General features: G+C 58.1%; 11 protein-coding genes. 8 read left to right on the plus strand and 3 right to left on the minus strand.

All coding sequences use genetic code 11. The features are described from left to right. Nucleotides 1-266 precede the first annotated feature (266 nt). Nucleotides 267-1,028 (plus strand): NAD kinase, encoded by a 762-nt coding sequence (locus AC2FLG_RS08145; protein ID WP_142632779.1) that lies wholly within the window; start codon nucleotides 267-269, stop codon nucleotides 1,026-1,028. Between the two features lie 262 nt (nucleotides 1,029-1,290). On the opposite strand, the gene AC2FLG_RS08150 is transcribed toward AC2FLG_RS08145, so the two are convergent. The 3 genes from AC2FLG_RS08150 to AC2FLG_RS08160 all read right to left on the minus strand — a co-directional run bounded on the left by AC2FLG_RS08150 (nucleotide 1,291) and on the right by AC2FLG_RS08160 (nucleotide 7,232). Then, entirely contained in the window at nucleotides 1,291-2,730 is a 1,440-nt protein-coding gene (locus AC2FLG_RS08150) for an amidase family protein (RefSeq protein ID WP_496705784.1), read from the minus strand. Nucleotides 2,731-2,803: 73 nt separating this feature from the next. After that, nucleotides 2,804-4,693 (minus strand): propionate-CoA ligase PrpE, encoded by a 1,890-nt coding sequence (gene prpE / locus AC2FLG_RS08155; RefSeq protein ID WP_496705786.1) that lies wholly within the window; start codon nucleotides 4,691-4,693, stop codon nucleotides 2,804-2,806. Between the two features lie 265 nt (nucleotides 4,694-4,958). Next, nucleotides 4,959-7,232 carry an NADP-dependent malic enzyme gene (locus AC2FLG_RS08160; protein WP_142632785.1) on the minus strand — a complete coding sequence of 758 codons (2,274 nt, stop codon included), beginning with the start codon at nucleotides 7,230-7,232 and terminating at the stop codon, nucleotides 4,959-4,961. A 186-nt stretch (nucleotides 7,233-7,418) separates the two neighbouring features. Between AC2FLG_RS08160 and AC2FLG_RS08165 the strand changes: the two genes are divergently transcribed. From AC2FLG_RS08165 to upp, 7 genes are all read left to right on the plus strand, one after another. Continuing rightward, entirely contained in the window at nucleotides 7,419-8,111 is a 693-nt protein-coding gene (locus AC2FLG_RS08165) for a hypothetical protein (RefSeq protein WP_496705787.1), read from the plus strand. Then, nucleotides 8,086-9,177, plus strand: a complete 1,092-nt coding sequence (locus AC2FLG_RS08170) for a cupin domain-containing protein (protein WP_142632789.1) — start codon at nucleotides 8,086-8,088, stop codon at nucleotides 9,175-9,177. Before AC2FLG_RS08165 ends, AC2FLG_RS08170 begins: the two co-directional genes overlap by 26 nt. Before the next feature lie 102 nt (nucleotides 9,178-9,279). Beyond that, nucleotides 9,280-9,672, plus strand: a complete 393-nt coding sequence (locus AC2FLG_RS08175) for a cytidine deaminase (protein ID WP_142632791.1) — start codon at nucleotides 9,280-9,282, stop codon at nucleotides 9,670-9,672. 4 nt (nucleotides 9,673-9,676) lie between these two features. Next, nucleotides 9,677-10,984 (plus strand): thymidine phosphorylase, encoded by a 1,308-nt coding sequence (locus AC2FLG_RS08180; protein ID WP_496706083.1) that lies wholly within the window; start codon nucleotides 9,677-9,679, stop codon nucleotides 10,982-10,984. Then, a complete protein-coding gene (locus tag AC2FLG_RS08185; RefSeq protein WP_271948024.1) occupies nucleotides 10,981-12,192 on the plus strand; it encodes a phosphopentomutase in 1,212 nt (403 codons plus the stop codon). Before AC2FLG_RS08180 ends, AC2FLG_RS08185 begins: the two co-directional genes overlap by 4 nt. Then, nucleotides 12,189-13,175 (plus strand): adenosine deaminase, encoded by a 987-nt coding sequence (locus tag AC2FLG_RS08190; RefSeq protein WP_496705790.1) that lies wholly within the window; start codon nucleotides 12,189-12,191, stop codon nucleotides 13,173-13,175. The genes AC2FLG_RS08185 and AC2FLG_RS08190 overlap by 4 nt, the downstream gene beginning before the upstream one ends. Then, nucleotides 13,172-13,804 carry a uracil phosphoribosyltransferase gene (gene upp / locus AC2FLG_RS08195; RefSeq protein ID WP_142632797.1) on the plus strand — a complete coding sequence of 211 codons (633 nt, stop codon included), beginning with the start codon at nucleotides 13,172-13,174 and terminating at the stop codon, nucleotides 13,802-13,804. Before AC2FLG_RS08190 ends, upp begins: the two co-directional genes overlap by 4 nt. Nucleotides 13,805-13,809 lie beyond the last annotated feature (5 nt).

Raw genomic sequence — 13,809 nt, forward strand, 5'->3', positions numbered from 1 at the left:
CGCTGACGGCCCAGCTCGGACGTGATCGAGCCGAACAGCTCTGGGTCGCGCGCTGAGAGAGACTGGGTGAAAAAACCGGTATCACGTAGATTGGCGTTCATGGGGGCTCCACAATGCTGGGATTTCTTGCGGATTTCCTATCGGAAACGGGACATCGGCAAAAGGCTTAAAGCGACGATTTGGCCAGCGGTGGCGTCAAGTCTGGTCTATAGGGGAAAGGTATGATTGTTTCGGAACCAAATGTGCAGCACTGGAAACCACAATAGATGATTCAAAGAATCGCTTTTCTTGCCAGCGACGCCAAGGTGGCTCAAACCGCACGCGACAAACTGGTCAGGCGCTATGGCAATGCGGCGCCGCGTGATGCCGGTGTAATTGTCGCGCTGGGTGGGGACGGCTTTATGCTGCACACTTTGCACAACATGCAGCACCTCGATACGCCCGTATATGGCATGAATCGTGGAACAATCGGGTTCCTGATGAACGAGTTCCACGAAGAAGATCTGATGGACCGTCTTTCCGCCGCTGAAGAAGAGGTCATCAACCCGCTGGCGATGCGCGCGATGGATCAGTCCGGAAAGATCCATGAGGCGCTAGCCATCAATGAGGTCTCTTTGCTAAGGGCAGGCCCTCAGGCGGCGCGGCTGAGGATCAGTGTGGACGGTCGCGTGCGCATGGATGAATTGGTTTGCGATGGCGCTTTGCTGTCAACGCCAGCAGGATCGACGGCTTATAACTATTCCGCGCATGGGCCAATCCTGCCGATTGGATCGGATGTTCTAGCTCTGACAGCGATTGCAGCCTTTCGTCCGCGACGCTGGCGGGGGGCGCTGCTGCCCAAAATCGCCCAAGTGCGGTTCGATGTGTTGGATGCGGACAAGCGGCCGGTCATGGCTGATGCGGATTCAAATTCATTTCCGGATATTGATTGGGTCGAAATTCGATCTGAACCGGCGATCCGGCACCGTATCCTGTTCGACCCGGGCCACGGCCTGGAAGAGCGTCTGATTTCGGAGCAGTTCACCTAATTGAAAGGCCAGGTATGAATTAATCGCGCTTGTGTGAACCAGTTCACACGAATCCGATTAACATTAAGGTACTGTGAACTTGCCTGGAGAACACGCCATGGTGGAAGTGAGTGGCCATCAACGGCGGTTTCGAAATGAACGTGCAGTTTATGTGCGGGCGAGGGTAGGTGGTGCTACGCTCGTTATCGGATTTCTAGGCATATTTTAGAAAGCGGACCCCGGGTACAAAACCCCGGGGTCTATTTTTTTGGACAACGTCTATTTAGAAGGACGTCCCCATTTTCTTCCACAATGGCAGGCACATTTGCCCCACCCGGTCTTCGATCGCCGCGGCGGCGTCTACGGCCATATCCTCGCGCCATCTGCGGGCTGCGATCTGGATGTTGATCGGCTGCGGCCCACGCGGCAGCTCGGCCAACCGCGCCGGAACGCATGCCGCGGGCAGGCCGATGAAGTTCATCGCATAGGAATAGACCGCACAGCCCAGAACTTCATGCACGCCCTCGGCGCCCTCGGTATCTCGGTCCGGTTTGAAGAACGGCTGTGGCAGGAATGGTGACAGGACCAGAGGATAGTTTTGCATGAACAGAGACCACTCGCGCGCATAGTGGCTGCGCTTGGCCAGCATTTCGATAAGGTCTGTGCCAACTATGGGTGGGAATTCCTGAAAGTAGACCTCGAATATGTCGCGGATTGTTTTTGATCCCGCAGCCTCGATATCGGCTTTCAACAAGGTCAAAACTTCGCCCATCAGGGCGCGGTACCCGCCACGACCAGCTTCAAAGATATCGGGTGGTGCGACCTCTTCCACTACATAGCCTGCTTCGATCAATGCATCGCATGCAGTATCCAGAGCCTTGTCGACTTCGGGATGCAAATCGTATCCAAAGGTCTGCTTGGTGAAGGCGACCTTGATCGGGCCGGTTTGGTCCTCACCCCGCCACGGCATCGGCACGTGAAACGGATCGCGCGGATCGGGCGCGATCAAGCTGGGCATGGACAGGTGCAGGTCCGCTGCGGAGCGCGTGATCAGACCCTGCACCGACATCGATTGTGCCAATATGCCCCGTTCTGCCGATTGGCTGGGATTCCACGCCGGAACACGACCCAGACCCGGTTTGACGGTGACCGCCCCATTGGCGGCGGCTGGAAATCGCAGACTGCCCCCTATATCGTTGCCATGGGCCAGCGCACCGATCCCAGCCATCACAGCCGCGCCCGCGCCACCAGAAGATCCCCCGGGCGAGATATGACGCCCCCAGGGGTTATACGTGCGGCCATGCAGTTCGTTATCTGTGTCAGCACGGAATGAAAATTCGGGCGTGTTGGTGCGACCGATGACGATGGCGCCCGCCTTTTGCAGGTTGGAAACAACTGGCGCATCATCCGGGGCGATCACGTCTTTCAGGGCAACGACCCCATTCGAGGTCGCATGTCCTTTTTGATCGACGTTGATCTTGATGGTGACCGGCACACCATGCAGGGGGCCGGGCTGCTCTCCGCCACCGACCGCCTTGTCCAGATATCGCGCACGGTCCAGCGCCTGCAGGCTCAGATCTTCAACAACCGCATTCAACGAAGGGTTGACCTGATGCATCCGCTCGATTGCGGCTTTTACGGCCTCTTCCGCGCTGAGTTTACGGTTGCGGGTCAACGCGGTCAGATCGGTGGCGCTCAGACGCCAGATGTCGGTCACTGTCATGGGGCCTCACTGTCTTGGTCAGACAGTAGAGGCCCAGTGTCAGGTTGCAAGAGGCGGCAACTGTGCCGATATTCTACTGGGCGTAGCCTATGGATTTCAGGGCTTCGGTGATTTCGTCCAGAATCGCCGGATCGTCGATGGTGGCGGGCATCTTGTATTCCTTGCCATCCGCAATCGAGACCATGGTCCCGCGCAATATCTTGCCCGACCGCGTTTTGGGTAGGCGATCGACAACCACGGCCAGCTTGAAGGCGGCGACCGGTCCGATCTTTTCGCGAACCAACTTGACGACATCCTGAACGACGTCCCCATGGTCGCGGTCACAGCCCGCATTTAGGCATAAGAAGCCAACCGGCATCTGGCCCTTCAGCTGATCCGACACACCGATCACGGCGCATTCGGCAACGTCAGGGTGCGCGGCCAGAACCTCTTCCATGCCGCCGGTGGACAGACGATGGCCCGCGACGTTGATCACGTCATCGGTGCGCGCCATGATGTAGAGGTACCCGTCCTCATCAACCATGCCCGCATCGCCGGTTTCATAATATCCGGGAAAGTGATTCAGGTACGAGCTTTTGAACCGGTCTTCGGCGTTCCACAGCGTTGGCAGAGTGCCGGGGGGCAGGGGCAGCTTTACCGCAATCGCGCCCAGCTCTCCGGGTTTCATCGGGTGGCCGCCTTCGTCCAGAATCTGCACGTCGTAGCCGGGCATCGGCTTGGCAGGTGAGCCCAGCTTGGTTGGCAGCTCTTCAATCCCCAGCGGATTGCCCGCGATGGTCCAACCGGTTTCGGTTTGCCACCAATGGTCGATGACCGGAACGTTCAGCGCGTCTTTGGCCCATTCGATCGTGTCGGGATCTGCCCGCTCTCCAGCCAGAAACAGGGCTCGCAGGCAGGAGAGGTCGTATTCAGGGATTAATTCCCCCTTGGGATCTTCACGTTTGACCGCGCGGATTGCGGTGGGAGCAGTGAAGAAACTACGAACATTATGCTCGGATATCACCCGCCAGAAGGTGCCCGCGTCTGGGGTTCCAACCGGCTTGCCCTCGAACACTATCGTGGTGTTGCCGTGGATCAGCGGCGCGTAGCAGATATATGAGTGGCCAACGACCCAGCCGACATCAGAAGCCGCCCAGAACACGTCGCCGGGATCCACGTTATAGATGTTCTTCATCGTCCAGTTCAGGGCGACCAGATGGCCGGCCGTCGGCCGTACGACCCCTTTGGGCGCTCCGGTCGTGCCCGATGTATACAGGATATAAGCTGGATCATTGCCATCGACAGGAACACATTCCGCAGGCTCAACACCGTACTGGAACCCGTGCCAGTTGAAATCACGCCCCTCGATCAAATGCGCAACCTCTTGTTCGCGCTGGAATATCACGCAGAAATCGGGCTTGTGGCTGGCAAGTTCGATGGCACCGTCAAGCAGCGGTTTATAATGCACCACACGGCCCGGCTCCATCCCGCAAGAAGCGGCGATGATTGCTTTTGGTTTGGCGTCATCAATACGGACCGCCAATTCGTTGCTTGCAAAGCCACCAAACACAACCGAGTGCACCGCACCCAGCCGGGCACAGGCCAACATCGCCTCAAGCGCTTCGGGGATCATCGGCATATAGATGATAACCCTGTCGCCCTTTTCGACACCTTTTGCCCGCAATGCCCCGGCCAAAGTAGCGACCCGATTGCGCAGTTCGACATATGAGATCTCGCGCTTGGTGTGGGTGATTGGGCTGTCATAGATGATGGCCGTCTGTTCACCGCGACCATTCTCGACATGGCGATCAACCGCATTCCAGCAGGTGTTGACCCTGGCATCACAGAACCATTCATAAAGAGGAGCATTGTCGTCAAACAAAGCCTTGCTGGGTGGCTGAACCCAATCAATTCCTTTTGCAGCTTCCATCCAGAATGACTCCGGATCGGATTTCCAGCTCTGGTAAACGTCCTGATATGCCACTTTGGTCTCCTCCGAAAAATCCCTGCACCGTGTCTAGGGCGGGGTATAGGGGGCAGACAAGCGGTCGAAGTGACGGGGCGTCACTTTATCGCAAAATATTTGCAGATGTATAAGAATTTCCCTGCAAATTTTTGCAAACCTGTCGGCAATTTATGGATTTTGCGCGCCGAATTCACAGTTTTGCAAAACTGCAAATGTATTGGTGCAAATATGAAGGAATCAGTCCGGGCACCTGTTTCGGTGCCCGGAGGGGATCCGTGACCCTTTACCCGTAATGAGCGACAGGCGTTCCTGCGATCGCCGCCATGTTCAGTAACCCGCGTGCGGTGATCGAGGGGGTCACGATATGTGCCTTGTTGCCCATACCCATCAGGATCGGGCCAACTTCCAGCGCGTTGGCCTTCATCTTCAGGATGTTTCGCACACCGCTGGCGGCATCTGCGTGGGCAAATATCAGGACGTTGGCAACACCTTCTAGACGTGAATGCGGGAAAATGCGCGACCGCAGTTCCGGGTCAAGCGCTACGTCCAGATTCATCTCACCCTCATATGTGAAATCGCGCGGCTCCGAGTCCAGAATCTCCAAAGCGGCCCGCAGGCGCTTGCCCGAGCCTTCGGCCTGATTGCCGAATTGAGATTGCGAACAGAACGCGATTTTTGGCTCCAACCCGAAACGCCGGACATGACGGGCCGCGCCCAGGGTGGTTTCGGCAAGCTCTGCAGGCGTTGGTAATTGCCGCACATGTGTATCGGCAATGAACAAGGGGCCGTCCTCAAGAACCATCAGAGACAAAGCGCCATGTGCGCGCAGGTCGCCATTGGCCAACACCTGTTCGACATAGCTTAGGTGCCAGCGGTATTCGCCAAAGGTTCCGCAGATCAGGCTGTCGGCCTCGCCACGCTGGACCATGATCGCCCCAATGGCTGTGCTGTTGGTGCGCATGATGGCCTTGGCCAGATCAGGGGTGACACCGCGGCGCTGCATGATCTGGTGATATGAGGTCCAGTAATCATAGTAGCGATTGTCATGTTCCGGGTTCACGATCTGAAAATCCTCGCCGGGACGCACGGTCAGGCCCAGGCGCTCGCATCGCGCTTCAATGACTTCGGGACGTCCGATCAGGATCGGTGTTTCCGTGGTTTCTTCCAGAATGGCCTGAGCGGCGCGCAGCACACGTTCGTCCTCGCCCTCGGCAAATACTATTCGGCGCGACGCAGCTGCTGCGGCCTCGAAAACCGGGCGCATGATCAGGGCGGATTTGAAAACCGTCTGGTTCAGGCGCTCTTTATAGGCCTCCATATCTGGAATCGGACGCCTGGCAACGCCACTGTCCATAGCCGCCCGGGCCACTGACGAGGACACAACAGCGACGAGGCGCGGGTCAAAAGGTTTTGGGATCAGATAGTCAGGCCCGAATGTCAGTTGCTCGCCCTTATAGGCGGCGGCGGCTTCTGCACTGGTCGTTGCCCGGGCCATATCAGCGATACCGTCTACGCAGGCGATCTGCATAGCGTCGTTAATTTCGGTCGCACCAACATCCAGGGCGCCCCGGAAGATGAAAGGAAAGCACAGAACGTTGTTCACCTGATTGGGAAAATCACTGCGACCGGTTGCGATGATCGCATCGGGGGCCACTTCGCGAGCTGCGTCCGGCAGAATCTCGGGCGTCGGGTTGGCCAGCGCGAAGATGATTGGTCTGTTGGCCATTTTCGCGACCATTTCGGGTTTCAGGACATTCGGTCCGCTAAGCCCCAGAAACAGATCGGCATCCCCGATCACGTCATCCAGCGTGCGCAGATCAGTCTTTTGCGCGAACTGGCTCTTGTGCGGGTTCATGTCCTCGGCTCGCCCTTCATAGACAAGCCCGTGAATGTCACACAGCCAGATGTTTTCACGTTTCACACCCAGCTTCACCAGCATGTTCAGGCAGGCGATCCCAGCCGCGCCTCCGCCGGTCGAGACGATTTTGATATCCTCGAACTTTTTCCCGGCAACGTACAGCGCGTTCTTGGCAGCGGCGCCCACGACGATTGCGGTGCCGTGCTGGTCATCGTGAAAAACGGGGATGTTCATCCGCTCGCGGCACAGTTTTTCGACAATAAAACAATCGGGGGCTTTGATGTCCTCAAGATTGATCGCCCCGAACGTGGGTTCCAGCGCGCAAACGATATCGGCCAGCTTTTCGGGGTCGGATTGGTCAACCTCGATGTCGAAACAGTCGATCCCTGCGAATTTCTTGAACAGAACCGCTTTGCCTTCCATCACCGGCTTTGAAGCCAGAGCGCCTATATTGCCCAGGCCCAGCACTGCTGTTCCGTTCGAGACCACGCCAACAAGATTGCCCCGCGCAGTGTAAAGCTCGGCGTTGGATGGGTCGGCCTTGATTTCCAGGCTGGCCTCGGCGACGCCAGGCGAGTAGGCGCGCGCCAGATCCCGACCGTTGGCCATGGGTTTCGTAGCCCTGATTTCGAGCTTTCCAGGCTTTGGGTGAGCGTGATAATCAAGCGCGGCCTGTCGCAGGTTGGGAGTGTCAGACATAGGCAATTCATCTCCGTTCCGAATTTGGTTGAAGGGTTAAACTATTTCTGGCGCCTTGGCTACGTGACGTCACTTCATAAATGGATTTTTGCCAAACACGGCCGTAGGTTGAATTTTGTTCCAATATGGTTACGGTCTCGCATCTTCATATTCGGCACCGCTTCCACAGGAGATCGAAGGCCCAAGATGACCCCGGAAAAACAATCTCAGTCGATACCCGTCACAACCGATACCAAGCGGTCCTTTGGGCTGGACCAGCCGCTGTTTGGTGCAGCGATTGGTGTTGCGTTGCTGATCTTGGTGGTCCTCTGTATCTGGCCGGTGCAGGCGATGTCCCTCAGCCATGAGGGCGGCCCGTTCGAATCCATTTCGGCCGCGGCACTTGTTCTGGCCGGGGGCATTGCGCTTTTCCGGTATCGCGGGATTTCCCGTCTCTATATCGGTCTCGTCTGTTTGCTGCTGGCAGAGCGCGAACTTGCTGCGGATATCTATGCCGTAGATAGCCTGCCATATGGGATTCTGAATGGGCTGGACACGCTGCTTGATATGAACGCGGTTCGCGTCATCCTGGCTGTTTTGGTTCTGGGAGGCTTGCTCTGGCACGGGGTGCCAAACGGGTGGCGTGCGTTCAAGCAACGGGTCCCGTTTCTAATGGTGTTCTTTCTGGCCGGTATGTGTGCGGTGGTTGCGCAGGGGTTGGAAGAAGTCAGTGGCGCACTGAAAGACGACCTGTCGGACCAGATGATCATGCGTTTGTTTGTGTTGGAAGAAACGCTTGAGATGTTCTTTTCGATTGGCATTTTGGCTTCTGTTCTGATCGGATGGCCCAAAGCCACGACCGAAGAGAACTTGAATGACCAGCAATCAGACCAAAGCTGAGATTCGTCTGCCGACGCAGGAATTACGTGACGACATCCCGTTTTTTACCAAGGTACTGGGGATGCGGATGGATATGATCTATCCGGCTGATGACCCTCGGGTCGCCGTGTTCTCGGGGCATGGATTGCGATTACGGATCGAACAGGATGCACCCGAGGCGCCCGGAATGTTGCGCATTCTGACCGAAAATCCGGATGAGTTTGCGGCTGGCCAGCGCAGTTTGGTCGCGCCGAACGGGACGCGTGTCGAAATTGATGAGCTGAACCCGCCGATGGTGATGCCGGATACCGTGCATTCCTTTGTCGTGCGCAGACTCAAGGATCAGGCCCCGTGGGTCATCGGGCGCGCCGGAATGCATTATCGCGATTTGGTACCCGATCGCTTGGGCGGGTCGATCATTGCCAGCCATATCCGCATTCCTGATGGCGGTCCGGTTCCAGACATGGTGCATTTCCACAAGGTCGGGTTTCAGTTGATTTTCTGCATCCATGGCTGGGTCGATGTGGTTTACGAGGATCAGGGCGACAAGATGCGCCTGACCGCCGGCGATTGCTTTATCCAGCCGCCCGAAATCCGCCATCGTGTGTTGGAAGCATCGGACAATGTGCAGGTGATCGAAATTGGTGTTCCTGCCGAACATGTCACCGAAATCGACCACGAAATGCAGTTGCCGACCCCGCAATACCGCCCGGATCGCGAATGGCAGGGTCAGCGCTTTGTCTACAACCGGGCCGAGGGGGCAGAATGGGGGCCGTTCCGTTTGCCGGGCTACATCTGTCGCGACACCACGATTGCCCAGAACACGATGGGTGTCGCAGGCGTTCAGGTGGTGCGTCGGGGGCAGGGTGACACCGCCTGGGCTACACATGATACCGATATTCATTTCACCTTCGTTATGAACGGTGAGCTTACGCTTGAAGGCGAGGGGCGCGACCCGTATCGGCTGGAACAAGGTGATGCCTTTGTCATTCCACCGGGCATGCGGACACGCCTGTCTGATCCGACCGATGATGTTGAACTGCTTGAGGTCACGCTGCCTGGCGTGTTCAATACGGTTCTGGATTAAGCATTTTGGCTCAGGAATTCTGCGCTCGGGGCTTCAATTCCCCGGGGGCTTTCATTTAGGGTATGACTTTCTGACCAGATGATCAAAAAATAGGGAATCGCCATGAGCTTGAAAGACGCAGCCTTGTCCGTGCGGGAAAACGCCTATGCGCCTTATTCCAATTTCAAGGTCGGCGCGGCGATCCGGTCCCTGTCGGGGCAGATCTACTCCGGTTGCAATGTGGAAAACGTGGCCTATCCCGAAGGCACTTGCGCCGAGGCCGGAGCCATTGCCGCCATGGTCGCTGCTGGCGAGCAGGAACTGACCGAGGTTTACGTGGTCGCGTCGTCTCCTCAGCCAGTACCGCCGTGCGGGGGGTGCCGCCAGAAACTGGCCGAGTTCGGCAAGCGTGACGTCAAGGTGGTATTGGCCAGCTTGGACGGGGCGGAGTTGAAAACCACTATCGGGGATCTGCTGCCAGGCGCATTTGACGCCTCGCATATGGAGGATGTCTGACCCCATGGACGCCCGCTCGATCATCGCAAAGTTGCGCCGCAAGGATATACCCTCCGCCGAGGAACTGCACTGGTTTGCGCAGGGGCTTGCCGATGGTGGGGTCAGTGACGCGCAGGCAGGGGCCTTTGCCATGGCGGTTTGCATGGGCGGGTTGGGCGCGCAGGGCCGCGCCGATCTGACCATTGCGATGCGCGACAGCGGCGATGTCCTGAACTGGGATGTGGAAGGTCCGGTAATCGATAAACACTCGACCGGGGGTGTGGGCGACAGCGTCAGCCTGGTACTGGCCCCCGCACTGGCCGAGCTTGGGGCCTATGTGCCAATGATTTCTGGCCGGGGACTGGGACATACGGGCGGCACGTTGGACAAACTTGAATCCATCCCCGGTGTGACCACCCAGATCAGCCAGGACCGGCTGGTGCAGGTGCTGAACGAAACGGGGGCAGCCATCGTCGGGGCCACCGGGCAAATCGCGCCGGCGGACAAACGGCTTTACGCCATTCGGGATGTCACGGCGACAGTTGAAAGCCTTGACCTGATCACCGCGTCGATCCTGTCGAAAAAGCTTGCAGCCAGCCCGGATGCACTGGTGCTGGACGTTAAGGTTGGCAGTGGGGCCTTTATGAAAACCCTTGATGACGGGCGCAATCTGGCACGGGCGCTGACGGAAACCGCCAACGCTGCAGGGTGTCGGACCTCGGCAGTCATAACCGATATGAACCAGCCGCTTGCCTCTGCGCTGGGCAATGCACTTGAGGTGGATGAGGTCATGAAGGTATTGACCCAAGCGCCTAACGCGCCGTTGGCTGTGATCTCTGCCGAGCTGGGCGGGGTTCTGTTGGCTGACGCCGGTATGTTTGCCACTTCGGAAGAAGGCCGGGACAAAATCGCCAAGGTCATCCGCGATGGCCGTGCCGCAGAACGGTTTGGCCGCATGATGGCCGCAGTTGGGGCACCCATTCACTTTGTCGACGATTGGTCGCGCTATTTGCCCGAAGCCAGCGTGATCCTCGAAGTGTCTGCTCCCGCTGCGGGCTATGTAACCACGATAGACGGAGAGGCTCTGGGCCTTGCGGTTGTCGAATTGGGTGGCGGACGTCAGGTTGAAAGCGATGTGATCGACCCTGCGGTCGGGCTGTCAGATCTGGTGCGACTGGGCGACCGGGTCGAAAAAGGCGCGCCATTGGCTGTCGTCCATGCCGCCCGCGAGGATGCCGCGCGACGTGCGGCTGATGCTGTTCAAAAGGCGATCACGCTTGGAACGGGTAAACCAGTGGTGCCATCCCTTGTCCACGAGAGGATCACGCCATGAGCCGCGCCTTCCTTGTGGTGATGGATTCTGTGGGTATCGGCGGTGCGCCCGATGCTGATCAGTTCTTTAATGGCGACATGCCGGATACTGGGGCAAACACTCTGGCCCATATCGCGCAGGCTTGTGCACAAGGTCAGGCGGAAGAGGGGCGATCCGGGCCTTTGCATCTACCGCATTTGGATGCGCTGGGGTTGGGTGCTGCGGCACGACTGGCCTCGGGTGCGGAAACGCCGGGTTTGCTGGCCCAGCCGACAGGTCTGTGGGGCTGCGCCTGTGAGGATTCACCGGGCAAGGACACGCCATCGGGGCATTGGGAGCTAGCAGGGCTGCCTGTGCCGTGGGACTGGCATTACTTTCCAAATACAACACCATCATTTCCGGCTGATCTGAGCAAGGCCGCAGCCGAGGCCGCCGGAACCGAAGGGGTTTTGGGGGATTGCCACGCCTCGGGCACCACGATCATCGCCGAATTGGGGGCCGAGCATATGCGAACCGGTTGGCCGATCTGCTATACCTCGGCCGACAGTGTCTTTCAGATCGCCGCGCATGAAGAAAGTTTCGGCCTAGACCGTCTGCTTGACCTCTGCCGCGCGCTGGCCCCACGTTTGCACCAGATGAAAGTGGGGCGTGTGATCGCACGGCCCTTTGTCGGCTCGCCTGAACAAGGGTTCACCCGCACGACCAACCGCAAGGATTTTGCCATCGTGCCGCCCGCTCCGGTGCTGACGAACTGGTGTCAGGATGCGGGCCGCCGTGTTCATGCAGTGGGCAAGATCGGCGATATCTTTTCCATGCAGGGAATCGACACACTGCGCAAAGGGTCGGATGCTGACTTGATGGGTCATCTGTCCGATCTGGTCGATGAGGCCGAAGAGGGCAGCCTGACATTCGCTAATTTTGTCGAGTTCGACAGTCTCTATGGCCATCGGCGCGACATCAGCGGCTATGCCCGCGCGCTAGAATGGTTTGACCAAGAGATAGGTGCAATTCTGACCCGGTTGCGCCCCGATGACCTGATGTTGTTGACCGCTGATCACGGCAACGACCCAAGCTGGATCGGCACCGACCACACGCGTGAGCAAGTACCTGTCCTGATTGCAGGGCAGGGTGCGGGGCAGATCGGTAAGGTCAAATTCGCCGACATTGCCGCCAGTATCGCAAATCACCTGAATATCCCGGCACAAGGGCCGGGGCGGAGCTTTCTATGACTGTCGCTGACCTACCCAAGATCGAACTGCACTTGCATCACGAAGGTGCCGCGCCGCCTGCCTTCATCCGTCAGCTGGCGCATGAAAAGCGCATCGACCTGAGCGGGATTTTCAAACATGACGGGTCTTATGATTTCCGGGATTTCGCCCATTTCCTCAGCGTATATGAGGCCGCCTGTGAGGTGCTGAAATCGCCTGAGGATTTCCGCCGTCTGACGTTGGCTTTTCTTGAAGAAAGCGCGGCGAACGGGGTGGTGTATTCGGAAAGCTTTCTGAGCCCCGATTTCTGTGGCGGTGGCGATTTGGTGGCCTGGCGCGACTATCTAAGTGCCATTCAGGATGCCGCTGATGAAGCCGAGCGGAAATACGATATCACTCTGCGCGGCGTGGTGACCTGTGTCCGGCATTTCGGACCCCAACAGGCCAAGCTCAGTGCATATTGTGCCGCTGAAACAGCTGGCGACTGGATTACTGGGTTCGGTATGGGGGGCAATGAATCCGTGGGGGTTCAGGGCGACTATAAGTGGGCGTTTGACTGCGCGCGCGAGGCCGGACTGCGCCTGACCACCCATGCCGGAGAGTTCGGCGGGCCGGATAGTGTCCGCGATGCGATCCGTGATCTGGGAGTTGAACGCATCGGCCATGGCGTGCGTGCGATCGAAGATCCCGACCTTGTGCATGAGATCGTTGATCGTGGTGTGACGCTCGAGGTTTGCCCGGGCTCGAACGTGGTTCTGGGCCTGTTTCCTGACTTTGCCAGCCACCCGATTTCCAAGTTGCGCGAGGCAGGTGTCAAGGTCACCGTGTCCACCGACGATCCGCCGTTTTTCCATACCACAATGCGGCGTGAATATGAGATGTTGGCCAAAGCTTTCGGTTGGGAGGCCGAGGATTTTGCCGCCCTGAATGAAACCGCCCTGAATGCGGCTTTTTGCGATGAAGCGACCCGTGCGCGGGTCAAGAAAAGACTGGAGATATCATGAGCGAACACTTGACCGTCGTCGACCACCCGTTGGTGCAGCACAAATTGACGCTCATGCGGGACAAGGGCACTTCGACCGCCGAATTCCGGCAGTTGCTGCGTGAGATCACCTTGCTGCTGGCCTATGAGATCACGCGGGAAATGCCATTGACCACCCGGCATATTGAAACCCCGATGGAAGAGATGGACGCCCCCATCCTGGCAGGTAAGAAACTGGCGCTGGTTTCTATCCTGCGCGCCGGTAACGGAATGCTGGACGGCGTTTTGGAACTGATCCCCTCGGCCCGTGTTGGCTTTGTTGGCCTGTACCGCGATGAAGAGACTTTGAAGCCCGTCCAATATTACTTCAAAGCGCCCGAGGGGCTGAAGGACCGTTTGGTCATTGCTGTCGACCCGATGCTGGCAACCGGCAACAGTTCGGCCGCTGCGATTGATTTGCTGAAAGAGGCTGGCGCGACGGATATCCGGTTCCTGTGCTTGCTGGCCGCCCCCGAAGGTGTTGCCCGCATGAAAGAGGCACATCCGGATGTTCACATCGTCACCGCCGCACTGGACCGTGAGCTGAACTCAAAAGGCTATATCATGCCGGGTCTGGGCGATGCGGGCGACCGGATGTTCGGGACCAAATAAGCGGG

Source organism: Ruegeria sp. CDSA193 (assembly GCF_059611885.1).

Bases quoted from the DNA above. Each gene is read 5' to 3' on its own strand.
- AC2FLG_RS08170 (WP_142632789.1), top strand. From the start codon at position 8,086: ATGACCAGCAATCAGACCAAAGCTGAGATTCGTCTGCCGACGCAGGAA.
- AC2FLG_RS08190 (WP_496705790.1), top strand. From the start codon at position 12,189: ATGACTGTCGCTGACCTACCCAAGATCGAACTGCACTTGCATCACGAA.
- AC2FLG_RS08145 (WP_142632779.1), top strand. From the start codon at position 267: ATGATTCAAAGAATCGCTTTTCTTGCCAGCGACGCCAAGGTGGCTCAA.
- AC2FLG_RS08180 (WP_496706083.1), top strand. From the start codon at position 9,677: ATGGACGCCCGCTCGATCATCGCAAAGTTGCGCCGCAAGGATATACCC.
- AC2FLG_RS08185 (WP_271948024.1), top strand. From the start codon at position 10,981: ATGAGCCGCGCCTTCCTTGTGGTGATGGATTCTGTGGGTATCGGCGGT.
- upp (WP_142632797.1), top strand. From the start codon at position 13,172: ATGAGCGAACACTTGACCGTCGTCGACCACCCGTTGGTGCAGCACAAA.
- AC2FLG_RS08165 (WP_496705787.1), top strand. From the start codon at position 7,419: ATGACCCCGGAAAAACAATCTCAGTCGATACCCGTCACAACCGATACC.
- AC2FLG_RS08150 (WP_496705784.1), bottom strand. From the start codon at position 2,730: ATGACAGTGACCGACATCTGGCGTCTGAGCGCCACCGATCTGACCGCG.
- AC2FLG_RS08160 (WP_142632785.1), bottom strand. From the start codon at position 7,232: ATGTCTGACACTCCCAACCTGCGACAGGCCGCGCTTGATTATCACGCT.
- AC2FLG_RS08175 (WP_142632791.1), top strand. From the start codon at position 9,280: ATGAGCTTGAAAGACGCAGCCTTGTCCGTGCGGGAAAACGCCTATGCG.